The organism is Kitasatospora sp. NPDC093102 (assembly GCF_040683915.1).
In the GTDB taxonomy this organism is placed as follows: Bacteria; Actinomycetota; Actinomycetes; order Streptomycetales; family Streptomycetaceae; genus Kitasatospora.
Genome location: NZ_JBFBFA010000024.1, coordinates 81703 through 106031, shown reverse-complemented (window position 1 = coordinate 106031; position 24329 = coordinate 81703). Strand labels below are relative to the sequence as shown.

At 72.6% G+C, this 24329-nt stretch carries 15 protein-coding genes and 1 pseudogene; 6 read left to right on the top strand and 10 right to left on the bottom strand.

The features are described 5' to 3' along the window. From AB0O11_RS26105 to AB0O11_RS26095, 3 genes and pseudogenes are all read left to right on the top strand, one after another. A pseudogene (locus AB0O11_RS26105) lies at positions 1–85 on the top strand (lytic transglycosylase domain-containing protein); the annotation flags it as partial. A 922-nt stretch (positions 86–1007) separates the two neighbouring features. After that, a complete protein-coding gene (locus AB0O11_RS26100) occupies positions 1008–1223 on the top strand; it encodes a hypothetical protein (protein ID WP_363391656.1) in 216 nt (71 codons plus the stop codon). Positions 1224–1400: 177 nt separating this feature from the next. Next, a complete protein-coding gene (locus AB0O11_RS26095; protein WP_363391653.1) occupies positions 1401–3245 on the top strand; it encodes an ABC transporter ATP-binding protein in 1845 nt (614 codons plus the stop codon). A 76-nt stretch (positions 3246–3321) separates the two neighbouring features. Here the strand turns inward: AB0O11_RS26095 and AB0O11_RS26090 are convergent, their stop codons facing one another. The 4 genes from AB0O11_RS26090 to AB0O11_RS26075 all read right to left on the bottom strand — a co-directional run bounded on the left by AB0O11_RS26090 (position 3322) and on the right by AB0O11_RS26075 (position 8886). Beyond that, positions 3322–4530 (bottom strand): PP2C family protein-serine/threonine phosphatase, encoded by a 1209-nt coding sequence (locus AB0O11_RS26090; protein WP_363391651.1) that lies wholly within the window; start codon positions 4528–4530, stop codon positions 3322–3324. Between the two features lie 148 nt (positions 4531–4678). Next, a complete protein-coding gene (locus AB0O11_RS26085; protein WP_363391648.1) occupies positions 4679–5536 on the bottom strand; it encodes a universal stress protein in 858 nt (285 codons plus the stop codon). 128 nt (positions 5537–5664) lie between these two features. Then, a complete protein-coding gene (locus AB0O11_RS26080) occupies positions 5665–6462 on the bottom strand; it encodes a universal stress protein (RefSeq protein ID WP_363391645.1) in 798 nt (265 codons plus the stop codon). Positions 6463–6507: 45 nt separating this feature from the next. Continuing rightward, complete coding sequence (locus tag AB0O11_RS26075) at positions 6508–8886, bottom strand: phosphoketolase family protein (protein WP_363391642.1); 2379 nt, start codon at positions 8884–8886, stop codon at positions 6508–6510. Positions 8887–9425: 539 nt separating this feature from the next. Between AB0O11_RS26075 and AB0O11_RS26070 the strand changes: the two genes are divergently transcribed. After that, a complete protein-coding gene (locus AB0O11_RS26070) occupies positions 9426–11357 on the top strand; it encodes a PIG-L family deacetylase (RefSeq protein ID WP_363391639.1) in 1932 nt (643 codons plus the stop codon). 250 nt (positions 11358–11607) lie between these two features. On the opposite strand, the gene AB0O11_RS26065 is transcribed toward AB0O11_RS26070, so the two are convergent. From AB0O11_RS26065 to AB0O11_RS26040, 6 genes are all read right to left on the bottom strand, one after another. Further along, complete coding sequence (locus AB0O11_RS26065) at positions 11608–13362, bottom strand: beta-galactosidase family protein (RefSeq protein WP_363391636.1); 1755 nt, start codon at positions 13360–13362, stop codon at positions 11608–11610. A gap of 38 nt (positions 13363–13400) precedes the next feature. Then, entirely contained in the window at positions 13401–15392 is a 1992-nt protein-coding gene (locus tag AB0O11_RS26060) for a cellulase family glycosylhydrolase (protein ID WP_363391633.1), read from the bottom strand. 42 nt (positions 15393–15434) lie between these two features. Then, on the bottom strand, positions 15435–16271 hold the full coding sequence (locus AB0O11_RS26055; RefSeq protein ID WP_363391630.1) for a carbohydrate ABC transporter permease: 837 nt from the start codon (positions 16269–16271) through the stop codon (positions 15435–15437). Positions 16272–16276: 5 nt separating this feature from the next. Next, positions 16277–17245 (bottom strand): sugar ABC transporter permease, encoded by a 969-nt coding sequence (locus AB0O11_RS26050; RefSeq protein ID WP_363391628.1) that lies wholly within the window; start codon positions 17243–17245, stop codon positions 16277–16279. 2 nt (positions 17246–17247) lie between these two features. After that, positions 17248–18522 (bottom strand): extracellular solute-binding protein, encoded by a 1275-nt coding sequence (locus AB0O11_RS26045; RefSeq protein WP_363391625.1) that lies wholly within the window; start codon positions 18520–18522, stop codon positions 17248–17250. Between the two features lie 191 nt (positions 18523–18713). Next, positions 18714–19871 (bottom strand): ROK family transcriptional regulator, encoded by a 1158-nt coding sequence (locus AB0O11_RS26040; RefSeq protein ID WP_363391622.1) that lies wholly within the window; start codon positions 19869–19871, stop codon positions 18714–18716. Positions 19872–20084: 213 nt separating this feature from the next. On the opposite strand from AB0O11_RS26040, the gene AB0O11_RS26035 reads away from it, so the two are divergent. Then, positions 20085–22205 (top strand): alpha-galactosidase, encoded by a 2121-nt coding sequence (locus tag AB0O11_RS26035; RefSeq protein ID WP_363391620.1) that lies wholly within the window; start codon positions 20085–20087, stop codon positions 22203–22205. Between the two features lie 233 nt (positions 22206–22438). Next, positions 22439–24253 (top strand): alkaline phosphatase family protein, encoded by a 1815-nt coding sequence (locus tag AB0O11_RS26030; protein ID WP_363391617.1) that lies wholly within the window; start codon positions 22439–22441, stop codon positions 24251–24253. Positions 24254–24329: the final 76 nt, after the last annotated feature.

The following is a 24329-nucleotide window of genomic DNA, read 5'->3' as shown; positions in this document are numbered from 1 at the left end:
CAAGTGGGCGCTGGACTACATGAACACCCGCTACGGCAGCCCGAACGCCGCCTGGAACTTCTGGCAGTCCCACCACTGGTACTAAGCCGACCCCTTCGGCTTCCCCCTCACCCCGGGGGCCGGACAGGGACCACCGGAGTGACCCACGAGGGCCTGTGCCCGCGCGAACGCGCGGACACAGGCCCTCTCGCGGTCGCGGCCACCCGCCCCTCGGTCAGGTTCATCGAACTTGCCAGCGGTGTCGGGTTGTTGGGACTGAAGAAGCGCGAGTCCGACCGGCAGAGCCGAGAGCACCGAGACGATGCCGCGGCGACCGACGAGCAGGCGACGAACCGCCGACAGGCCCGGCAGTCCGGGGCGAGGACCGGGCGCCCACCGGCTCCTGGCCAGACGTCAGAATGACGGTTCATCGGCGCATCCGCCTCCGCCCCTGAGCTTCTCCCGCTCCCCCCGCCTCCGCTCCGCCCCCTCACGCCGGTCGGCCACCATGAGGACGGCCTCAACGGCCCGGGCGGTTCTGCCGACCGGACGACCGGCCAGGTCGATGGATGCTCCACGCCCGGTTGGCGACCGAGGCGAGTCGACGGCCTCGCCCACGCGGCCGCCCCGCTCCGGCAGCGCCATACGGCGGTTCGCCCGAGGCGGAGGTCTGCGTCGCGACAGGCGCGCGGCGCGAACGGTCGGTCACGGTCCGGCACGTCCGCGGGTCGGGCGGACCTGACGCGGCGCGGGCGACCCTGCCACGACAGGCCTCCCATACCCCCATGGGGGTGGCGTGGCACGGTTGGCAGCCGCAGCGCGACAGCTCGCCGGCTCGCCACACACGACCCCTTGGCTTGAGCGCAACCAAAGATTTGACATTATTTTGCCATGAATATCGCTAGGCTGACCGTCAGTTGCGATATTCTAATCGTTTTTTAAATCTTCAATTTTTCCCGGATTATGCTTGCCGATCCCGTGTGCTCGGACTGACGATGGTTGAGGGGGAATCGTAGGAAGGTTTGATCATGGGATTCCTCGAAAACCTCGGCACCCTCGGCAAGTTTGACACCCACGGGGGCGGCGGCGGCTACGGCGGCGGCTACGGTGAGCGCGGCTTCGAACGCGACGACTTCGGCGACCACGGCGGCGGCGGCTACGGCGGCGGCTATGACGACTTCGGCGACCACGGCGGCGGCGGCTACGGCGGCGGCGACCGCGGCGGCGGCGACTGGGGTTACTGACATCCACAGTAGCCGGACACTTGCAATCCGTTACAACCGCAGGCCGGGCATACTTCGTGCCCGGCCTGCCTGTCGCCCCGCCCGGTCCGTCCGGCCCGCGCCACCCGGCGGGTTCCGGGCTCGGGGCGGGGTTCAGCGGGGTGACCGGTGCCGGGCACCGAGCGGGAAGACCGTGCGATGACGCGAAAGCGGACCCTTCGAGAGGCCCTGCGAGGGCTGCTCGTCGTCGAGAGTTCCGACGCCCTCGTCGCCGCCGCACCGCCGGTCCCGCTCCGGGAGGTCTTCCGGCGCTTCTGGCCCTACACCAAGGGCGGCCGCCACTGGCTGGTGGTGCTGCTGGTCCTGGTCGTGGTGGGCCCGGCGATCGAGGCAGCGGAGATCCTGCTGTTCAAGATCGTGATCGACGACATGCTCGTCCCGCACAGGCTGAGCCTGTTCCTGCCGGTCGCCCTCGCCTACGCCGGGCTGGCAGTGCTCTCCGGAGCGCTGACCTTCGCCAGCCGGGTGACCTCCACCTGGGTCAGCGAGCGCTTCCTGCTCATCCTGCGATCGGACGTGTTCCGGCACATCCAGGGCCTGTCCCTGGGCTTCTTCGAGCGGCGGCAGCTCGGCGACGTGCTGTCCCGGGTGACCGGCGACGTCGACGCAGTCGAGACCTTCCTGCTCTCCGGGATCGTCACCGCGCTCGGCCAGGTGGCGCGGCTGGGCATCTTCGTCGGTCTCCTGCTGGCGCTGCGCTGGGACCTGACGCTGACCGCACTGGTCGCCGCGCCACTGTTCTTCTTCACCGCCCGCCGCTTCGCCAAGCTGATCCGGGCGGCCTCGCGCGAACGCCGCCGGCGCGGCGGTTCGATCAGCGCGGTCACCGAGGAGTCGCTCGGCAACATCGCACTCGTCCAGGCGTACAACCGCCAGGGCTGGGAGCACGCCAGGTTTCAGCGCGAGAGCGTCGGCCGGTACCACGCCGCGATGGCCTCGACCCGGATCGGAGCGCTCTACGGACCCACGGTCGAGTTCATCGAGCTGCTCGGCGGCCTGGCAGTGATGGGCCTCGGGACCTGGGAGCTGGTCCGTGGCCGGCTCACCCTCGGCGGCCTGATGGTCTTTCTCGCACTGCTGAGCCAGCTCTACGGCCCGATCCGGGGCATGTCCGGGCTCGGCAACACCTTCTACAGCGCTTCCGCCGCCGCCGAGCGGATCATCGAACTGCTCGACCAGCGCCCGCAGGTCGCCGCCCCCTCGACCCCGCGGACGATCGGCCGGGCCCACGGCGGGATCGAGTTCGACGACGTGACCTTCAGCTACCCGGAGACGGCGACGCCCGCGCTGTCCGGGGTGTCCTTCACGGTGACGCCGGGGAAGACGCTGGCCCTGGTCGGCGCCAGCGGCGCGGGGAAGTCCACCGTCGCCAAGCTGCTGCTCCGCTTCTACGACCCGACCGCCGGCGCGGTCCGGCTCGACGGTGTCGATCTGCGCGAACTGTCGCTCACCGAGCTGCGCGAGAACGTCGCCGTGGTCCTGCAGGAGACCCTGGTCTTCCACGGCACCGTCCGGGAGAACATCGCGTACGGGCGCCCGGAGGCGACCGAGGCCGAGATCCTGGCGGCCGCCAGGGCGGCGGACGCCCACGAGTTCGTCAGCCTGCTGCCCGACGGCTACGACACCGTGGTCGGCCAGCGCGGACGACTGCTCTCCGGCGGCCAGCGCCAGCGTCTGGCCATCGCCCGCGCGATGATCCGGGACGCACCCGTCCTCCTCCTGGACGAACCCACCACCGGCCTGGACGCCGAGTCGGCCCGACGGATCATGGGCCCGCTGCGTGCGCTGATGGCCGGCCGCACGACGATCATCATCTCGCACAACCTGCTCACGGTCCGCGACGCCGACCAGATCGTCCTGCTCGAACAAGGCCGGCTCGCCGGCCACGGCACCCATGAGGAACTCCTCGCCCGCAGCCCCGCCTACGCCGGCCTCCACCGGCTCCACCACCCACGGGCCGAGTCGGTGAAGATCGTCCCCTGAGCCCCCGGCCCGCCGCGTCGACGGCCGCGCCACGCACCGACGGGGTCCGCCGGAGGAGGGTCGGTGCAGCAGCGCGTCACGGGCACTGCGGGCGCCATTCGAAGAGCAGGATGGTCGCGTCGTCCCGCAGGCGGTTGCGCTGGTGGTCGAGGATGGCGTGGATGAGCAGCCGCAGCACCTCGGCCGGACGCTGGCCCGCGGCCGAGGAGCGGATGATGAAGTCGGTGAACTGGTCGAGGCCGAACTCCGCGCCGTCCGTGTCGCGCGCCTCCACGACGCCGTCGGTGTAGAGCAGGACGCGGTCGCCCGGTTCCAGGGTCGTCTCGTGGACCTGCCGGGCTTCCGGGGCGAGGTGGTCGGCCAGGCCGATCGGGGGCTGCGGGGGGCTGTCCAGCGCTCCGTGGAGCACCCGCTCGGCGCGGATCAGCAGCGGCGGCGGGTGACCGCAGTTGACCCAGTGCAGCACCCCGGTCTCCGCGTCGAGTCGGCACAGCACGCCGGTGCAGAAATGGTCGGGCAGCCAGTGGACGAGCGCCTGGTCGACGGAGCCGACGACGTCGGCCGGGGCACCGCCGGCGCGGCGGGCGTTGCGCGCCGCCGCCATGGCGACCGACGTGGTCAGGCCGGCGGTCAGATCGTGCCCCATGGAGTCGAGGATCATGGTGTGCAGCACGTTCTTGACCACCGAGTGGTCGAAGGCGTCGCCGGCGACGTCGTACGCCGGTTCCAGGACCGCGGTCGAGACGCACCTGCTGCTGCCGATGGTCTGGGGCGGCAGGAAGGCCCGCAGCATCTCGGCGGGCAACCCCATGGTCGCGGTGCGGGCGAGGGAGGCGATCCAGTCGCTGTAGGTGCGCTTGGAGGTGATCAGCATGGCGAACAGGTGGGCCAGCATCCGGCTGCGGCGCATCCGCACCCCGTCGAGCGCGGCGGTGCGCACCGCCAGCACGCCCAGCCGCTCCGCACCGTCGACCAGCGGCAGCCAGACGATCACGCCACCGCCGTCGGCTGCCACCTGCGGGGAGACCCTGCGGTACGCCCAGCCGGCCCGCGAACGGTCCACCGGCAGCGGCTCCGAGGCCTCGTCGAGCGGGACGAGCAGCCGTTGTTGCAGGTCGACGAGGTAGATCAGCACGGAGTCGAGGCCGAGGGCCGTGGCGCACCGGTTCGCCAGAGCGGGCAGTTCGACCGGCAGGGCCGTCTGCGCCTCGATGATCAGGTCTTCCAGCCGATTCTCGTCGACGGCGGTGTCGGGACCGGCGGGCACGTGCGGTGGGTCCGACACGGGGATCACCCCCTCCCTGCCCAGTCTCACACCGATCCCGGCCGAACGTCCTCCCGTTCGCGCGCACCCGCGTGGTCCCCGCGGACACGCCGCTGGCCGTGGGGCGGACCGACAGCGGTCCGCACCACGGCCGTGCGCGGGGCCGGTCTCAGTCGTGCGGCACGACCGCGACCGGGCTGTGCGCGTGGTGGAGGACGGCGTGGGCGACGGAGCCCAGCCAGGGCGCGGCCGGGTGGAGCCTGGGCCGGCGGCGCCCCACCACGGTCAGGCAGGCGCTCCTGGAGGCCTCCACCAGCGCCCGCCCGGCCGACCAGGGCGTGAGCTCGGCCTGGACCCGGACCTCCGGGTGCTTCTCCCGCCAGGGAGCCAGCGCCTCCTGGAGCCTCATCAGCTCCCCGGCTTCCAGCGCCTCCCTGACCTCCGGCTGGTACACCACGGCCTCGGCCGAGTACGGCCCCGCGGGCACCTTCTGGCTCTCCAGCACGCGTAGCGTCGCACCCCGTGCCGCGGCCTGTTCGAAGGCGAAGGCGATGACGTCCGGGCAGGCCTGGTCGCTGTCCAGCCCGAGCACCACGTCCTCGCCGCCGCCCTGCCCGTCGGCCCCGGCACGGACCACCACGACGGGGCAGTTCGCGTGGCCCACCACCCGCAGCGAGACGGAGCCGACCAGCAGGCCGGCGAACCCTCCCAGGCCTCGCGAGCCGAGCACCAGCAGGCCGTTCCGGCCCCCGGCGGCGACCAGCGCGTAGGCCGGGTTCCCGGGCACGTGCTCGCAGGTCGGCTCCAGCCCGGGCAGCACGCTCGCGATGTGGTCCCGGGTGGCGAGCACCTCCGGCGGCAGCGGCTCGTCACCGCGGTCGCCCTCCCCGGGCGCGGGCGCGCTCGCTTCCCCCGCGTGGAGCAGCCGCAGTGGCCTGCCGCTGCGGTGCGCCTCCTGGGCGGCCCACTCGGCGGCGGCCGTGCTCGGCTCCGATCCGTCGACTCCGACCACTACGGCGTCCGGCATGGTGACGGCCCTCCCTGGTTCGACGGTCGCGGCGCGGATGCCGGCGACCCGGTGTGCGATCCATGATCGTGGTCGCCGCAGGCCGGTCCCAGGGCCGAGCAGCCCCAAGGACGGCCCGAAGGTCCCGGTCACGCCTCCGGGACGATGGCGACCGGGCAGAGCGTGTGGTGCAGGACGGCGTGGCCGACCGGGCCGAGCGCGCCGACCAGGAGCACGGGCCGCCTGCCCAGCACCAGCAGTCGGGCCTTGGCCGACGCCTCCACCAGCGCCGGGCCCGCTCCCGCGCCCGTGCTCTCCGGGACGGCCTCGACCTCGGGATGGGCGGCCCGCCACGGCGCGAGGACGCGGGCGAGAAGCTCGTCCTCGTCCTCCGGCACGCCGGTGGCCGAGGCGTACACGACCCGCAGCGGCAGTCCGTGGCGGTGTGCGGCGGCGAAGGCGAACTCCAGGGCCGCCTCGGCGGGTCGGCGGGCGTCCAGCCCGAGCACGATCCGCTCGCGCTGATCCGAGCCCGGCGGGTCCACCGGCAGCACCACGGTCGGGCAGCCGGCCCGGGCGGCCAGGTGCAGGGCGGTGGACCCGACCCGCAGGTCCGGGAAGCCGCCGGTACCGCGGGCGGCGACGACGAGCAGTTCGGCGTCCTCCCCCGCGGCCAGCAGCGCCGCGGGGGCGAGGTCGTGGACCTCGTCGGAGCGGATCTCCAACCGGGGGTACCGCACCGCCAGGACGTGGCAGACCTCGTGCAACAGGGCATCGGGGTCCGGTCGGGGCCCGGCGGGCCGGCCGGGGAGCAGCCGGGGCGTCAGGGGCAGGGCGTGCAGGACGCGCAGTGCGCGGCCGAGCAGCAGCGCCTCGCGGGCGGCCCAGTCGGCGGCGGCCAGGCTGGGGTCGGAGCCGTCCACTCCGACGGCGACGGGTAGGTCCACGGTGCTGGTCTCCTGACGGTCGGCCCCCCTGGTTGCACGTCAGCCCTACCAGGTCCAGTCGGTGATCTCGGGCAGGTCGGTGCCGTGCTCGCGGATCCAGTCGTGGTGGCGGGTGCGCCGGTCGGCCATCTCCTGGCGCAGGGCGGCGGCCCGGACGGCGAGGCCGGGCACCCGGTCGATGACGTCCATGACGAGCCGGTAGCGGTCGAGGTCGTTGCGGACCACCATGTCGAAGGGCGTCGTGGTGGTGCCCGACTCCTTGTACCCGCGCACGTGCAGGTGGGGGTGGACGGCGCGCCGGTAGGCGAGGCGGTGGATCAGCCACGGGTAGCCGTGGTAGGCGAAGATCACCGGTCGGTCGCGGCCGAACAGGGCGTCGAACTCCGCGTCGGGCATGCCGTGCGGGTGCTCCTCGGCGGGCATCAGCCGGGCCAGGTCGACCACGTTGACCACGCGGACGGCCAGGTCGGGCAGATGGCTGCGGAGCAGCTGGGCGGCCGCGAGGACCTCCTGGGTGGGGACGTCCCCGGCGCAGGCGAGCACGACGTCGGGTTCGCGGGTGCCGTCCTCGGTGCCGGCCCACTCCCAGATCCCGGCGCCCCTGGCGCAGTGGGTGCGGGCCTGGTCGAGGGTGAGCCAGTCGAAGCAGGGCTGCTTGCCGGCGACCACGACGTTGACGTAGTCGCGGCTGCGCAGGACGTGGTCGGCGGTGGCGAGCAGGGTGTTGGCGTCCGGCGGGAAGTAGACCCGGACGGCTTCGGGGCTCTTGTTGAGGACGTGGTCGACGAAGCCGGGGTCCTGGTGCGAGAAGCCGTTGTGGTCCTGGCGCCAGACGTGCGAGGTGAGCAGGTAGTTGAGCGAGGCGATGGGGGCGCGCCAGGGCAGGGCACGGGTGGTGCGCAGCCACTTGATGTGCTGGTTGACCATGGAATCGACGATGTGGACGAAGGCCTCGTAGCAGGAGAACAGGCCGTGGCGGCCGGTCAGCAGGTAGCCCTCCAGCCAGCCCTGGCAGGTGTGTTCGGAGAGGATCTCCATCACCCGGCCGTCGGGGGCGAGGTGTTCGTCGACGGGCAGGGTCTGCGCCTGCCAGGCCTTGCCGGTGGCCGCGTAGACGGCCTGGAGCCGGTTGGAGGCGGTCTCGTCCGGGCCGACCAGGCGGAAGTCGCGGCGCTCGGCGGTGTCCGCCATCAGCTGTTCGAGCAGGTCGCCGAGGACCCGGGTGGGTTCGTGCAGAGTGGCACCGGGCTTGTCGACGGGTACGGCGAAGCGCTCCAGCGGCGGCATCGGCAGGTCGCGCAGCAGTAGACCGCCGTTGGCGTGCGGGTTCGTCCCGAGGCGGCGGTCGCCCTCGGGGACGCAGGCCAGCACCTCGGCGCTGGGTCGGCCCTGCTCGTCGAAGAGTTCCTCGGGCCGGTAGGAGCGCAGCCACGCCTCCAGCTGGGCGAGGTGGGCGGGGTTGTCCCGCACCTGGTCCAGCGGCACCTGGTGCGCCCGCCAGGTGCCTTCCACCGGCACTCCGTCGACCTCCGCCGGACCGGTCCAGCCCTTGGGGGTGCGCAGCACGATCAGTGGCCACTGCGGGCGCCGGGTACCGCCCTCGGCACGGGCCTCGTCCTGGAGGGCGGCGATCCGGTCCAGTGCGGTGTCCATGGCCTCGGCCATGGCCCGGTGGACGGTGAGCGGGTCCTCGCCGGTGACGTACAGCGGGAGGTGGCCGTAGCCGCGCAGGAGCGCGTCGAGCTCCGCCTCGGGCAGCCGGGCCAGCACGGTCGGGTTGGCGATCTTGTAGCCGTTGAGGTGCAGGATCGGCAGGACGGCGCCGTCGTGCACCGGGTCGAGGAACTTGTTGCCGTGCCAGGAGGCCGCCAGCGGTCCGGTCTCGGCCTCGCCGTCGCCGATGACGCAGGCGACCAGCAGGCCTGGGTTGTCGAAGGCGGCGCCGTAGGCGTGCGACAGCGCGTAGCCGAGTTCACCGCCCTCGTGGATGGAACCTGGTGTCTCGGGGGCGACGTGGCTGGGCACGCCACCGGGGAAGGAGAACTGCTTGAACAACCGGGCCATGCCGTCCGCGTCCCGGGTGACGCTCGGGTAGGTCTCGGTGTAGCTGCCGTCGAGCCAGGAGTTCGCCAGCACGGCGGGCCCGCCGTGCCCGGGCCCCCAGACGCAGACCGCGTCCAGGTCGCGGGCCCTGACCACCCGGTCGAGATGGGTGTGGACCAGGTTCAGGCCGGGCGAGGTGCCCCAGTGACCCAGCAGGCGGGGCTTGATGTGCTCCGGGCGCAGCGGCTCGCGCAGCAGCGGGTTGGCCATCAGGTAGATCTGGCCCGCCGACAGGTAGTTGGCGGCCCTCCAGTGGGCGTCGAGCGCGCGGACCTCCTCCTCGGAGGGTCCACCGGGAGCCTGACTGGGGGTGACGGACATGGCTGGGCTCTCCTCGGGTCTGTCGGAACCGCCGACGGTGGGCGTACCCCATCCTCCCCTCTCGGCCGGAGCCCCCGCAGGGCCGAACAGGCCACACTCGGCGAGGCGCGGGGGGCCGATGGTCCCGCTGTCCACGGCCTTCACCCGAACGGCCCGGCACACCGGCCCACCCCGGCCGGAAGCGGAAGCGGGCCCGATGCCTCCCCCGGCCGGGGCGTCCTGAGCCTCCGGGCCGATCCCGCGCCACGGACCCCGTCGAGGTATCCGGCCGGGGCGGAGCGCACAGCAGCGCCCTCAGGATTCCACGGAAAGACGAAAGGGGCAGCGGTCAGCCGGTGGCGTCCGGTTCGGCGAAGGAACGGTCCCGTCCGGAAATGAGCTCCATGCGCAGGAAGCGGACGAACCGATGTGATTCTGCGTCAATTGGCCTTCCTCCTCGGCAAAATTGCGAGACAAGGCCCATGGCCTTGCCTGATCGACAATGCGCTAGCCTCCTCCTGGCGTGATCACATGCCGATTTCGAATTGGGGGGGAATCACATGGCAATCGGACGACGGCAACTCCTCACCTCCGTCGCACTCACCGCCCTCGCCGCACCCGTCCTGGCCAAGGGGACCGCGACCCGCGCGGCTGCGGCCGTGGGTACGGCCGCGGCCGCCGGCTCCGGGCCGCTGGTCATGCAGGTCGTCGCGCACGAGGACGACGACATCCTGTTCATGAACCCGGACCTGTCCAACGCGCTCGCCAACGGCACGCCGTCCGTCACGGTGTTCGTCACCGCGGGGAACATCACCGGCGACTGCGCCGGGTCCTGCGACGGCCCCGCCGGCGACTCGCTGCGCACCTGGAACCGGCAGATGGGCGCCATCAACGCCTACTCGCGGATGGCGGGGGTCGGCGACACCGACCCGACGACCGACGAGGTCGGGCACTGGACGGCCGAGGCGTGGACGGTCGCGGGCAAGCAGGTCGAGCGGTACGTCCTCAAGGACCGGCCGGTGCACCTGATCTTCCTCAACCTGCACGACGCCAAGCTCGGAGGCGTCCTGGCCGGCGGCACCGACACCACGGTCGTCCCGAAGGGCAGCCTGCTGTCCGGGCCGTCGACCTACACGGCCGCGGACGTCGTCGAGGTGCTGCGGCAGCTGATGGTGACGTACCAGCCGACCGTGCTGAGGGCCCAGGACGAACTGCCGGACAGCCGCTACTCGGGCGACCACTCGGACCACGTCGCCGCCGCGAAGTTCGCAGGCCAGGCGGCGAGTCAGTACGGCGGCACGCTGATCCAGGTGAACTACCGGGACTACAACATCAGCGACTCCCCGGTGAACCTCGACCCGGCGACGGTCGGCGCCAAGGGCGTGTTCGTCTCCGAGTACGCCAGCCATGACCATGGGGGGAACTACTCCGACGCCTGGTTCTCCCGGATGTACTACCGCTGGTCGCGGGGCACCTCCTGGGCCGGGCTGAACCAGGACGGCCGGCCGCAGGTCTTCGTCGTGCGGGCCGGCGCCCTCTACACGTACTGGCGTCAGGCCGACGGCAGCTGGGGCGGTCCGGTGCGGATGGCCGACCCGGGCGGGCGGCTGGCGCCGGGCATAGCCGTCGGCACCAACGCCGACGGTCGGCTGGAGGTCTTCGCCCGCCGCCTGACCGACCACCACATCATCTCCCTGCCGCAGGGCACGCCCAACGGCTGGTGGTGGAACGGCTGGGCCGACCACGGCAACCCCAACGCCGGGCTCGGCAACGAGGAGCAGGTCGGCGTGCCCGTGGTGGCCGCCGACCAGGACGGGCGGCTGGAGCTCTTCGTCAAGAACGGCGGCGGCGGCCTCAGCAACATCCGGCAGACCACCCCGGGCGGCGTGTGGGCGGGCACCTGGACGGACCTGGGCGGCACCGATCTCCAGGACCCGGTCACCGCGGTCCGCAACGGCGTCGGGAGGATCGAGGTGTTCGCCGCCACCCGCACCGGGGTCGTCAACTGGTGGCAGACCGCTCCGAACGGCGCCTTCAGCGGCCCGGGCCCGATCCCGAACGCCCGGCCGGCGAGCCCGCCCAAGGCCGCGCTCGACCAGGACGGCCGCATCGAACTCGCCTACCGCGAGGTCGACACCGGCGCGATGATGGTCAGCTACCAGACTCAGCCCGGCGGACCGTGGAGCCAGTCCCCCGCCCCCCTCGGCGGACACGGGGGAGTCGGCGAGCCGGCGGCGGCCACCCTCGGCGGACGGGTCGTCCTGTTCGAGCGCAACCGCGGCGGCGGCGTGAGCACCACCGCCCAGAGCGCCCCGAACTCCGGCTACGGCGCCTGGCAGGACCTCGGCGGCACCGTCCTCGACTACCCGGCCGCGATCGTCGACGGCGGCGGTGTCCTCCACGTGTTCGCCATCGGCACGGACGGCCGCGTCTCCTACCGCACGGGCACGACGGCCACCACCTTCGACGACTGGCAGAGCCTGCCGCTCTGACCGCGGGTCTCGTCGGCCGAGGACTCGGCCGTCACTTCCTTCCTGTGCGGGACGGTTCACAGCGAGGCGTCGTTCACTCCAACCGGAGGGACGGCGCCTCGGTCCGTTCAAGGCCGATGACCGCTCGTCGCCGCTGGTCCAGGACCCGGGTGAGGCGCTGCTCGATCACGCGGCGGTTGCCGTGCACCGTTCGCTCCTTGCCGGTTCGGTGGGGGGTCGTCCGGCGCGGGGCGGGGGCGCCGGACGGGATCTACTGTTCGGTGGGTCCGAGGTCGGCGCGGCCCGTCAGTTCCACGGTCCGGCCTGCCGCGGCATGCAGTTCCAGTACGGTGACCTCGTTGCGGCCGGGGCGCAGGACCGGCGCCGGCACGTAGAGGGTGCGTTGCGGGCCCCGGGACCAGTAGCGGCCGAGCGCGAAGCCGTTGATCCAGGCGTGTCCCTTGGTGAAGCCGCCGAGTGCGAGGAAGGTGTCGGCGGGACGGTCGATCTCCACCCATCCGCGATGGAGGGCCGGCCCGACGGGGGGCGGCGCTGCGGGGGTGAACTCCAGGGCGTCCAGGGCGTCCGGCCCCTCCAGGGGCAGGGGTCGGCTGGACCAGTCGTGCAGGGCCTTCCCGTTGGCGCTGATCCCGCCGAGCAGGCCCTTGCGGTCGTGGATGCCCGGCCCGTAGTTGACCCGGCCCTGGTTCTCCACCAGGACCTCCAGCCGCGCTCCGGCCCGGGGGACGGTGAACGCGAGGGCGTGTTCCCGGTTCTCCCGTTCCAGGACGCCGACCGGCTGCCCGTCGACGAAGAACTGGGCCCGGTCGCGGACCTGCTCCACGTGCAGCACGCACGGCCCCGGGGAGGGGAGTTCGGTCCGGTAGAGGACGAAGCCGAAGGACTGGCCGAGCTGTTCCATGGTCAGCGGCCGGTCGGCGGCGACGGCCGGGGCGAGGGCGTCGGCCTGTTCCAGCAGGCTCGCGGTGTGGGTGAGGTGGACGCTGCCGGCGGCGAGTTTGGGCTGCGGACGGGGCGGCGGGCCGTCGGGGACCGGTGCGTACCTGGCGATCACCTCGCGGAAGGCGGCGTACTTGGGGCCTGGGTCGCCGGCCTCGTCGAGGGGGGCGTCGTAGTCGTAGGAGGTGGCGGTGGGCCGGTACGCGCCCTTGTCGTTGGCGCCGTTGGTGAAGCCGAAGTTGGTGCCGCCGTGGAACATGTACAGGTTCACCGAGGCTCCGGTGGCCAGCAGCCGGTCCAGCTCGTCGGCGGCCTCGTGTGCGCTGCGGGTCACGTGGGCGGAGCCCCAGCGGTCGAACCAGCCGATCCAGAACTCGGCGCACATCAGGGGGCCTTCGGGCTGGTGGGTGCGCAGTTCGGCGAGGCCGGCCTCGGCGCGGCTGCCGAAGTTCGCGGTGCGCAGGACGCCGTCCAGGCCGCCGCGGGCCAGGTCGGCGGGTTGGTCGCTGGTGAACAGCGGGGTGTCGGCGCCGTGTCGGCGCAGCAGCGCGGCGAGTTCGGCGAGGTAGGCGGTGTCGTCGCCGTAGGCCCCGTATTCGTTCTCCAACTGCATGGCGATGACCGGTCCGCCCCTGCCGGCCAGGTGTGGTTCGACGGTGGTGAGCAGCGCGCCGAGGTATTCGTCGACGGCGGCGAGGAAGCGCGGGTCGCGGCTGCGCAGGGCGATGCCGTCCTCGGCGAGCAGCCAGGCGGGCAGGCCGCCGCCGTCCCATTCGGCGCAGATGTAGGGGCCCGGGCGGAGCAGGACGTGGAGGTTCTCGGCGGCGCAGAGGTCGAGGAAGCGGGGCAGGTCGAGACCCGCGTCCAGGCGGAACTCGCCGCGCCGGGGCGCGTGCAGGTTCCAGGGGACGTAGGTCTCGACCGTGTTCAGTCCCATCAGGCGTGCCTTGCGGAGCCGGTCGGCCCACTGCTCGGGGTGGACGCGGAAGTAGTGCAGTCCGCCCGAGATGATGCGGAACGGTCGGTTGTCGAGACGGAATCCGTCTGCGGCGATCTCCAGGGGCATGGCCTGGTTCTCCTCAGGTGACGGCGGGGGGCGGTGCGTCAGGCGAGCGGCCGGCAGAGCAGGGCGTCGGGCACGCCGTACTCGTTGTAGCGCCAGGTGTCGGCGACGCCGGCGATGTACTCGTTGTCGGCGCACTGGCCCTTGTAGTAGCCGGGCGCCCAGTCGCTCGCGGTGGAGCCGGCGCCGGCGGGGCGGTTGTCGCCGTGGTCGAACCATGCGACGCGGCCGGTGGTGGGCAGGGTGGCGGCGGAGGGGGCGCACAGCAGGGCGGTCATCGAGTTCGTCCGCTCGCTGTAGCCGATCGCGTAGTACTGGTCGGGGCACTGGAGCTTGTCGTAGCCCGGTGCCCAGTCGCCCTGTGCGGTGTTGGTCCAGCCGGTGACGGTGACGTAGGCGCCGGCTTTGGCGGGGGGCTGGGCGGAGTCGGTGCACAGGCCGCGGCCGTCGCTGCGGCCGAGGGCGATCAGTCGCTGGGTGTCGGGGCAGACGCCCTTGCGGCTGCCGACGCTCCAGTCGGGCTGGGTGAGCATCCGGGCGGAGGTGATCTGGTCGCCGAAGTCGAGGTCGAGCATGTTCCAGCGCGGGGCGGGTGCGACGGGGCCGGTGAGGCCGGGCGCGTTGACGAGCTTGTTCCAGTCGGCGGCGCGCCAGTCGCCGGGGTCCTGGAGGCCGATCCGGGTGCCGGTCGCGGTGTAGGAGAGCAGGGCCCAGCTGTCCTTTGGCTTGCCGGCGGCGTCGGCCCAGCCGACCAGGGGCCAGACGGCGAAGTCGGTGTCGTTCTTCACCAGGATGTCGGTGAAGGCGCTCCACCAGGCCTTTTCCTTGGTGTCGGTCTCGTCGCGGCCGGCGGCGCCGAACTCGCTGATCCACACGGGTGCGGTGAAGTGCTGGCCTGACTTGGTGACGAACAGGGCTTCCCGGTCGACGACCTGGGCGAGCTGGTCGGGGGTGAGGTCCTGGTAGCGCGGGTCGTGGGTGACGCCGGGGCCGCTGGTGGCGCCGGTGTTGGCGGGGCCGGTGTAGGCGTAGAAGTGCGCGGCGTAGACCAGTTTGTCGGACCTGATCAGGGTGTTGGAGATGTTGGCAACGGGAGTGAGCATCGGGCGGCCGTGGGGGGTGATGTCGGTCGGGATGCCCTGCCAGTTGATGCCCTCCATGACGACCAGCATGTCCGGGTCGGCCTGGAGGATGCGGTTGCCGGCCTCCTCGAAGGCGGCGTACTCGTCGTGGCTGTCGCCCCAGCCCCAGTTGGCGTCGTCCCAGACGTCCCGGCGGACCTCGTTGCGCAGGTCGGCGCCGACCACGCGCTTGTCGTCCTTGTAGCGGTTGACCAGGAACACCCAGTCGGCTTCCCACTGCTGGGTGCTCTGGCCGCTGTTCCAGCGCTCGTTGCCGTCCAGGCCGCAGCAGAACCGGTAGCTGGTGGTGTGGTTGTTGAGGATCACCGCGAAGCCGTCGGCGGTCAGCGCGGCAACGGCGGCGTCGTACACCTGGAGCGGGGTCAGGCCCTTGAGCTGGGGGTTGGCCGCGACGGCCGCGTCCGGTACGGGGGTGGTGTCGTGGATCATCGCGTTGGCGAACGGCAGCCGGACGGCGTTGAGGCCCAGACTGTGGAAGCCGGTGAGGATCTCGCCGAGCGGGACCCGGTCCAGGCCGAGCGGGATGTTGTACGACACCTGGCCGGCCTGGTTGTTGGCCGGGTCGGTGGTGGAACCGCTGCCCTGCCAGGTGCCCTGCGCGCCGGCCCAGTTGCCGGCCTTCAGCTTGAACCGGTTGCCGCCGGCGTCGACGATGTAGCGGCCGCGGGTGCTGAGCGGTCCGGTCCAGGACGCCGCGAGCTGGGGACCCGTCAGCGGGGTGGGCGCCGCGGTGGCGGCGGGCGAGGCGGCGGCGGGCGAGGCGGCGGCGGGCGAGGCGGCGGCGGGGCCGCTGCCGGCCAGCAGGCCCGCCGCGGCCATCACCAGGGGCAGCAGCAGGGGCAGGGCGCGGCGGGCGGTTGCCCGGCCGGGGCCGGTTCGGTCGGCTCTCACGCGTGTTCTCCTTCGGGTGGGCAGGAGCGGGCGGGTCACCGGTCAGCCCTTGAGACCGGTGGTGGCGATGCCTTCGACGATGTGGCGCTGGGCCACCAGGAACATCGCGACCAGAGGAGCGATGGTCACCACGGCGCCGGCGAAGAGCCCGGGCAGGTTGATGGTCTGCGAGGTGAGGAACGTCGACAGCGCGATCTGGGCGGTCCAGGAGGACGGGTCCTGTCCGATGACCAGCGGCCACAGGAAGGCGTTCCAGCTGTCGATGAAGGCGAGCGCGCCGAGCGAGGCGAGCATCGCCCCGGAGCTCGGCAGCGCGATCCGGCGGTAGAGGCCGAGCCAGCCGAGGCCGTCCAGCCGGCCGGCCTCCTCGATCTCGCTGGGGAACTGCAGGTAGAAGTTGCGGAACAGCAGCACCGCGAACGGGTTGAACAGCCCCGGCGCGATCAGCCCCCACAGGGTGTTCACCCCGCCCATCGAGCCGACCACCACGAAGGTCGGCACGAAGGTCGCCGAGCCGGGGATCATCAGGGTGGCGACCACCAGGCCGAGCAGGACCCGGCGTCCGGGCACCGGGATCCGCGCGAGCGCGTAGCCGGCGGCGGAGGCCAGCAGCGTCGACACCGGCGCGGTGATTCCCGCGATCAGCAGCGAGTTGCCCAGCGCCCGGGCCATGTGGACGGTCGGGTCGCTGAACAGCGCGCCGAAGTTCTCCCAGTGCGCCTGCGCCGGCCACCAGGTCCAGTGTGGGGAGGTCAGGCTCCGGCTGTCCATCAGCGAGTTGCGCAGCATCAGGTAGAACGGGAGCAGGAACAGCACGGTGAGCAGGCCCACGAGCACGGCCCGCAGGACCGGCCGCACGCGTCGCAGGACGGTGTCCATGGCACTCACCCCTCGGCCTTGCCGAAGCCGGTGACCCGGCCCTGCACGAGTGTCACGCCGACGATCAGCGCGGTCAGCAGGAACGCCCCGGCCGAGCCGATCCCGTAGTTCTGGTCGCCCATCGCCGTGGCGTAGAGGTGGATCAGCGGGGTGCGGACGGGCGCCGAGCCCATGCCGGACAGTCCGCTGCTGAACAGGTTGTAGAACTCGTCGAAGGCCTGGAACGCGGCGATGAACTGCAGCATCAGCACGGCCACCGAGGTGTTGCGCAGCATCGGCAGGGTGATCCTGCGCAGCAGCCGCAGCCCGGTCGCGCCGTCCAGCGCGGCGGCCTCGTGGACGTCCCGCGGGATGGCCTGTAGGCCGGCCAGGAAGAGCACCATGTAGAAGCCGACCTGGAGCCAGAGCCGCAGCGTGACCAGGACCACCCAGTACAGCGGCGGCGAGGTGGTCTGCAGCCAGGGCACGGGCTCCATGCCGAACCAGCCGCCGACGGTGTTGGCGATGCCCGCGGGCAGGGAGTTGAACAGGCACATCTTCCACAGCAGCGCACCGGCGACGTAGGAGACGGCGGCGGGGATGAGGAAGGCGGTGCGCAGCAGGGCACGGCCGCGGCGGATCCGGTGCACCAGCAGCGCGAGCCCGAGGGAGGCGGCGAAGGTGGCGGGGACGATGAACAGGGTGAACAGCAGGATCTGGGTGAGCGAGTCGCGGAACGCCTGATCGCCCAGCAGGGTGCGGTAGTTGGCCGGCCCGACCCAGTGGCCGAGTCCGATGGTGCCGCGGGCGTCGCTGAGGCTGAGCAGGAAGCTCCAGCCGATCGCGACGTACTTGAACACGCCCAGCCCGATCAGCACGGGTGCGGTGAGCAGCGCGAACGCGCCCCAGGTGGCCGCGGTCGGGCGGCTCCGGCGGGCCGCCGCGCGGCGTCGGGCGCGACCGGGGCGCAGCGTGGTGTCCGGTGCGGAGGTCATGGTCAGCCGCGCTGCTTGTCGATCTCGCTCTGGGCCTGCCCGGCCGCGTCCCTGAGCAGGGCGGCCACCTCGCCCTGCCCGTTGAGGGCCTTGGTGGCGGCGGAGGTGAACGCGGTGGAGACCGCGGTGTTCCAGGTGGCGGGGAAGCGGCGGCCGTAGTCGGCGGCCAGCTCGACGGTCTGCTTGGCGGCGCCCTGGGAGAGCTTGTCGGCGCTCGCGGCGACCGACTTGCGCGGCGGGATGTGGAAGCCGTACGCCTCCGCGAAGTCCTTCTGCAGGTCGGTCTGCTGGATCCACAGCCACTGGACGTACTTCTTGGCGGCGTCCACGTGCTTGCCCTTGGCGTTGACGCAGGCGGTCCAGCCGCCGACGCGCAGCACCGGGCTGCCGCCGGGCTTGAACGCGGGCCAGGGCAGCACCCCGAAGTCGTCCCCGAGTGCGGCCTGGACGGCCGGCATCGCCCACAGGCCGCACCACTGCATCGGGACCACGCCCTGGACCAGGGCGGAGGGGTCCCACCAGTCGGTGGTGAAGCCGAGCAGCAGGGACTTGTCGTCGTGCAGGCGCTTGAGTCCGGTCACCGCCTCGACGGCCTGCGGGGAGTCGAACGCCGCCTTGCCGTCGCCGGTCACCAGTTCGCCGCCGTTGGAGAGGATGGCGAGGATCGGGCTCTCGCCGACCCCGTCGTTGCCGAGGAACAGGCCCTTGTTGCCGCCGGTGCTCAGCGCCTTGGCGGCGCCGGCCAGGGCGTCGAAGCTGTCGGGCGGGGTGAGGCCGGCCTTGGCCAGCGCGCTCTTGCGGTAGTAGAGCATCATCACGTCGTCGAGCATCTTGACGCCGTAGACCTTGCCGCCGACCGTCTCCTGGTCCAGGTTGCCCTGGTTGAAGTCCGACCGGGTGTCCCCGTAGAGGTCGTCGAGGGCGGCGACCTGGCCGCGGACGGCGTAGCCGGCGGCGAAGTCGCCGATTTCGAAGGCGTCGGGGGCGGCGTCGGTCAGCAGGGTCGCGTTCAGCTTGCCGCTGTAGTCGCCGGGGACCCAGGTGATCTTCACCGCGATGCCGGGGTTGGCCTTGGTGAACGCGGCGGCGTAGCGGGTGGCGGCCTGCTGGGTGCCGCTCTCGCCGTAGGCGTGGTACCAGACGTTCAGGGTGGTGGCCGCGCCGGAGGCGCTGCCACCTGTCGGGTCGGTGCTGCAGGCGACGGCGGCGCCGGCGACGAAGAGCAGGGAGCCGCCGAGGAATCCCCGTCGGCTGAGCTGCGGTGTGGCTGCACTCATGGCGCATCCTCCTGGGTGGGGGGAGGGTGGATGGTTCCGGCCCGGCCGGTGCGCGCGTCCGGTGCCGGCTGGTGGGAGCGGAGCGGGGCTGGTGGTCCGTCATCGTGGTGCGGCTGTGCGACGGGTCGTCCGGCGGGCGGCCAGCCCGGTCCCGGCGGTGGGGCTCGGTGCGGACGGCGGCCGGCGGAGCGTCAGGGCAGGAGGGCCTGGATGCCCACGACGGCGGCGCCGCGGGCCCATTCCTCCCAGGGGAGCGGGCGGAGGATCAGTGGGCACTGGGCGGCCGCGCCGAAGCAGCGCGCGGCGTAGGAGTCCCTGATGTGTGTGTCGAAGAGGTCGTAGGTGTCGAGGCCTTCGCCGGTGACCACGACCCGTTCGGGGCCGATCAGGTTGACCAGTGTGGCGATGCCGACGCCGATCGCCCGCCCGGCCCGGGCGAAGGCGTCCCGCGCGACGGGATCGCCGGTGCGGGCCGCCTCCACGGCGGCGTCGAAGTCCAGGTCGGGCCGGGTGCTGGCGCGGCGGACGGCGCCCAGGACCGCGTCGGTGGAGGCGATCGCCTCGACGCAGCCGACGGATCCGCAGTGGCAGCGCGGTCCGGTCGGGTCGACGCTGATGTGCCCCAGCTCGCCGGCCACCCCGTGTGCGCCGGCGATCAGCTGGCCGTTGACGACGAGTCCGGAGCCGATGCCCGCGCCGATGGTGACCAGCGCGAAGTACTCGGTGCCGATGCCCTCGCCGAACCAGTGTTCGGCAGCGGTGAGGGCTTTGACGTCGTTCTCCACCGTGACCGTCAGGCCGGTCGATGCGGCCGTCAGTTCGGCCAGCGGCACGTCGCGCCAGCCGGGGAGTACGGAGTACCGGACTCGGCCCGCGGCGCGGTCCACGTCCCCGGAGACCGCGATCCCGAGGTGCCGGGTGCGCGGGCGGTAGGCCGGGTCCGCGTCGAGCAGGTCGGCGACCAGCCCGGTGAGGAGCTCGCACACGGCCTCGGGGCCGCGGTCGCCGAGCGGGCGGCTCAGGGTGGTCCGGACCTGGGCGCGCAGGTCGCAGACGGCGCCGTACAGGGTGTCCGCGCTGATCTTGACGCCGACGAAGAACTCCCGGTCGGGGCTGACCGCGAGCGGGTTGACCGGCCGGCCGGCGCCCGGTGCGGTGCGCTCCGGGGGCAGTTCGTACAGGTAGCCGTCCTCGACCAGCGGCTTGGCGGCCTTGGTGACCGCGGTCGAGGACAGGCCGGTACGCCGGGCCAGCTCGACCCGGCTGAGCGGCCCTTCGGCCAACAGCAGGGCGAGGACGGCCGTTTCGGCCGGCGCGGAAACCAGCGGACGTGATGGATTCGGGAACACGGCGGCAACCTAGCGCCGAATAAATAACTTCGTCCAGTATTGATTTCGGTCACCGGGCGGCCCTACGCTCGGCCCCGCTTCCGTCCCCGACGCACCGCCGGGTACCGGGCACCGCCCTGCACGTCCGGGGACGGCTCCCGCCCCGGCACGCCCGCCGGGGTCGGCGGCGCGCACCCGCTCCGCGTCCCGACTACGCACCCCTGGGGACCTTCCGTGCCTGCCGTGCTCCCGCCCGTCTCCTTCGACCCGGCCCGCGGTGTCGCCGAACTCCGCACGCCGAACAGCCTCTACGCCCTGCGCGTCGACGCCGACGGCAGTCCCCGGCACCTGTACTGGGGCCCGCCGCTCGACCGCGCAGCCCTCGACACCCTGCCCGCCCCGCACTCCCCGGCCCGCAGCAGCTTCGAGGCCGAGGCCGCCGCCGACGAACTCGCCCCGCAGAGCGGCGCCCGCTTCGGCCCCGCCGGCCTCCAGGTCCGGTTCGCCGACGGCACCCGCGGCGCCCAGTGGCGCCCGGCCGACCACCGGATCACGGACGGCGAGCTACGGATCCTCCTGACGGACCGCCACTTCCCGCTCGCCGCCGAGCTCTGCTACCGCGTCCGCCCGGACAGCGACGTCATCGAGCGCTGGACCGAACTCCGGCACACCGGCGGCCCCGGCGACGGGCCGATCACCGTGGACCGGCTGGACTCCGCGTCCTGGACCCTCCCCCCACTGTCCGACTACCGGATCAGCCACCTGGTCGGCGGCTGGAACAGCGAGTCCCAGCTCCTGCGTGACCGCCTGCCGGTCGCCGAGACCGTCCTCACCAGCCGCCGCGGCCTCACCGGCCACCACGCCGGCCCCTGGCTCGCCCTCGACGACGGCAGCGCGACCGAGGAGCACGGCGAGGTCTGGAGCACCACCCTGGCCTGGAGCGGGAGCTGGCGCATCACCGTGCACCGCGACCCGGTCGGCCGGACCACCTGGACCGGCGGCTTCGGCCACGAGGGCCTCAGCTGGACACTGCACCCCGGCGAACGGCTGACCACCCCCGTCTTCGCCGGCCTCCACACCTCCCACGGATTCGGCGCCGCCAGCCGCGCCTGGCACGACCACGTGCGCTCCCACGTGCTGCCCGACGCCGCGCACGACCGGCCCGTCGTCTACAACTCCTGGGAAGCCACCCACTTCGACGTCGACCACCACGGGCAGCTCCTCCTGGCCCGACGCGCCGCCGCTCTCGGCGCCGAACTCTTCGTCCTCGACGACGGCTGGTTCGGCGCCCGCCGCCACGACCGCGCCGGCCTCGGCGACTGGACACCCCATCCGGGCGCCTTCCCCGACGGCCTGCGCCCGCTCGCCGACGAGGTGCACCGCCTGGGCATGGCCTTCGGACTCTGGGTCGAACCGGAGATGGTCAACCGCGACAGCGACCTGTACCGCGCCCACCCCGACTGGGTGGTCCACTCCCCCACCCGCACCGCCACCGAGCTGCGCCACCAGCTGGTGCTCAACTTCGCCCGCCCCGAGGTCGAGGCCTGGGCACTGCGCACACTGGACCGGCTGGTCCGGGACAACGGCGTCGACTGGCTCAAATGGGATGCCAACCGGGCCTTCACCGAGGCCGCCTGGCCCGGCCGGCCCGACCCCGACCGGCTCTGGATCGACCACACCCGCGCCGTCTACCGGATCATGGACCGGCTGCGCGCCGACCACCCGCACCTGCGAATCGAGGCCTGCGCCGGCGGCGGTGGCCGCGTCGACCTCGGCATCCTGGCCCGCACCGACCAGGCCTGGACCTCCGACAACACCGACCCCGTCGACCGGATCGCCATCCAGCACGGTTACAGCCAGCTCTTCCCCGCCGCAACCATGGCCGCGTGGATCACCGACAGCCCGAACGGCGCCACCGGCCGCGCCACCCCGCTGCGCTTCCGCGCCCACGTGGCGATGGCCGGCGTCCTCGGCCTCGGCGGCGACCTGACCGCCTGGACCGAGGACGAACTCGCCGAGGCCGCCGACCTGGTCGCCCGCTACAAGCGGATCCGGCCCCTGGTGCAGCGCGGCCGGCAGTACCGGTTGTCCGCCCCGGACGGCGTCACCGCCGTCCACTACGCCGCCGCGGACGGAGCCGAGCACGCCGTCCTCGTCTGGCGCCCCGCCACCCGGTTCGGCCACCAGCCGCCCGCGCTCCGCCTGCCCGCGCTCGACGCGCACGCCCACTACCTCGACGCCGACACCGGCCGGCGGTACAGCGGCGCCGTCCTGCGCCACCGCGGCATCGAGCTCGACCTGCCCGCCGGCGACTGCGCGAGCCGGCTCATCCACCTGCGCCGCCACCACCCCTGACACCGCCCCGTACCGCTGACCGACCCGAGGAGCCCACCCGCCGTGCACCGCACCGCCCCGGGAGTGGTACCGGGGGCGCCCGCTCCGCCCCGCCGGCGTACGAGGCCGGCCCGAAGTCATCCAGACAAGTTCGACCGGTGTTCTTCCGCCGGACAGCGGCGGCCGGTACCTATGTCCCCGCTCATGGTGAACGGCCATGGCACCCACCCTCACCAACGGACGAGGTATCCCCCATGCGACTGCGCTGGACCCCCCTCGGCGGGCTGCTCGCCGCCCTTCCCCTCCTCGGCGCGCTGGTCGTCGCCGCTCCCACCTCCGCCGGTGCGGCGGGCAGCAGCGGCAACCTGATCGTCAACGGCGATGCGGAGGCCGGTGGTTACTGCACCAACGACTGGAGCGCCGCCAGCACCGTCCCCGGCTGGACGGTCCAGGCCGGCGGCGTCGACGTCATGTGCCACTCGGCGGGCTCCTTCGGCCTGCCGGGCGACGGCCGGACCCCCGGCAAGGCCTTCTTCGGCCCCGGCAACTTCGGGGACGGCTCGATGTCCCAGACCATCGACGTCTCCTCGGCGGCGACCGCCATCGACGGCGGCGGAGTGCACTTCAACCTCTCCGGCTGGCTGGGCGGTTGGACCACCTACGGCGGGTACGCCGCGGTCAGCCTGCACTTCCAGGACGCCGGCGGCCGCCCGCTCGGCGCGACCGCCAAGCTGCCGACCGTCTCCGCCACCGACCGGGGCCTGGGCACCAAGTTCCTCTCCCGCAACGCCACCGGAGCCGTCCCGTCCGGCACCCGGTCGATCCAGGTCGAGGTGCAGTTCCTCTCCACCACGAACGAGACCGGCTACCTGGACAACCTCTCCCTCACCCTCGACACCCCGGTCGTCGAGCCCGCGCCGCTGACCCCGCCCCCGTCCGCCGTGCCGGGCTACGACCACGTGTTCATGGTCATGATGGAGAACACGGACTACTCCCAGATCATGAACGACCCGACGGACACGCCGTACATCCACAGCCTGATGCCCCAGGGTGCCACCCTCACCGACTCCCACGGCGTCTACCACCCGAGCGACGAGAACTACCTCGCCATCGCCGGCGGTGACACCTACACCAAGGGCGCCACCTACTGGCCCAACATCAACTCCCCCCAGCGCAACCTCGGCGACACCATCGAGGACGCCGGCAAGACCTGGAAGGCCTACGAGCAGGGCATGGGCACACCCTGCAACACCAACAAGAACTACGACAGCTACTACATGCCCGACGACGCACCGTTCATCAACTACACCGACATCAGCGGCAACCCGGCCCGCTGCGCGGCGCACCTCTTCGACACCTCGCAGCTGACCACCGACCTGCGGTCCGCGGCCACCACACCGAACTTCTCCTGGATCGCCGCCGACGACTACTACGACGGCGAGGCCTCCGGCAACGGCAGCGCCACCAGCCTGAAGACCCAGGACGGCTGGCTTCAGCAGACCCTCGCCCCCGTGCTGTCCTCGCCGGCCTGGACCCAGCAGCGCTCGCTCCTCATCCTGACCTGGGACGAGAGCCAGAACGAGGGCTACAACCACCTCGCCACCGTCGTCGTGGGCTCCCAGGGCACCGTCCCGGCCGGCACCAGCAGCCCGCTGCACTACGACCACTACAGCGTCGGCCGCACCATCGAGTCCGCCCTCGGCCTGCCCGGGCTGACCGGCAACGACACCTACGCCACACCGCTCAACGCCGCCTTCGCCCCCTCCGCGGCGACCGGCCCGACGCTGACCGGCGACCTCGGCGCAGTGGCCAACGGCGGCAACGTCACCCTCCGCTACACCCTGCCGAACGCCTCCCAGGCCGGCGCCAGGAACTGGGTCGGCATCTACCCGGCGGGCGTCACCCCCGGCTCCCGCTCCGCGCTGACCTGGTCCTACACGCCCAACCAGAGCGGCGCCGTCACCTTCTCCACCGGCAAGCTGAACGGCGCCGGCAGCTACGACGCCTACTACCTGGCCAACGACGGCTACGCGGTGCTGGCCGGCCCGTTCCGGCTGACCATCGGCTGATTCCCCCGGCACCGGCCGGAAGAAGGCAGTTGCGCACCGCCACCGAGCCGGGCGCCGGCCGAAAGGCCGAGGCAGG

Coding starts and splice junctions, on each gene's coding strand:
- AB0O11_RS26045 (WP_363391625.1), bottom strand. CDS start 18,522: ATGAGTGCAGCCACACCGCAGCTCAGCCGACGGGGATTCCTCGGCGGC.
- AB0O11_RS26065 (WP_363391636.1), bottom strand. CDS start 13,362: ATGCCCCTGGAGATCGCCGCAGACGGATTCCGTCTCGACAACCGACCG.
- AB0O11_RS26030 (WP_363391617.1), top strand. CDS start 22,439: ATGCGACTGCGCTGGACCCCCCTCGGCGGGCTGCTCGCCGCCCTTCCC.
- AB0O11_RS26050 (WP_363391628.1), bottom strand. CDS start 17,245: ATGACCTCCGCACCGGACACCACGCTGCGCCCCGGTCGCGCCCGACGC.
- AB0O11_RS26070 (WP_363391639.1), top strand. CDS start 9,426: ATGGCAATCGGACGACGGCAACTCCTCACCTCCGTCGCACTCACCGCC.
- AB0O11_RS26055 (WP_363391630.1), bottom strand. CDS start 16,271: ATGGACACCGTCCTGCGACGCGTGCGGCCGGTCCTGCGGGCCGTGCTC.
- AB0O11_RS26100 (WP_363391656.1), top strand. CDS start 1,008: ATGGGATTCCTCGAAAACCTCGGCACCCTCGGCAAGTTTGACACCCAC.
- AB0O11_RS26085 (WP_363391648.1), bottom strand. CDS start 5,536: ATGCCGGACGCCGTAGTGGTCGGAGTCGACGGATCGGAGCCGAGCACG.
- AB0O11_RS26075 (WP_363391642.1), bottom strand. CDS start 8,886: ATGTCCGTCACCCCCAGTCAGGCTCCCGGTGGACCCTCCGAGGAGGAG.
- AB0O11_RS26095 (WP_363391653.1), top strand. CDS start 1,401: ATGACGCGAAAGCGGACCCTTCGAGAGGCCCTGCGAGGGCTGCTCGTC.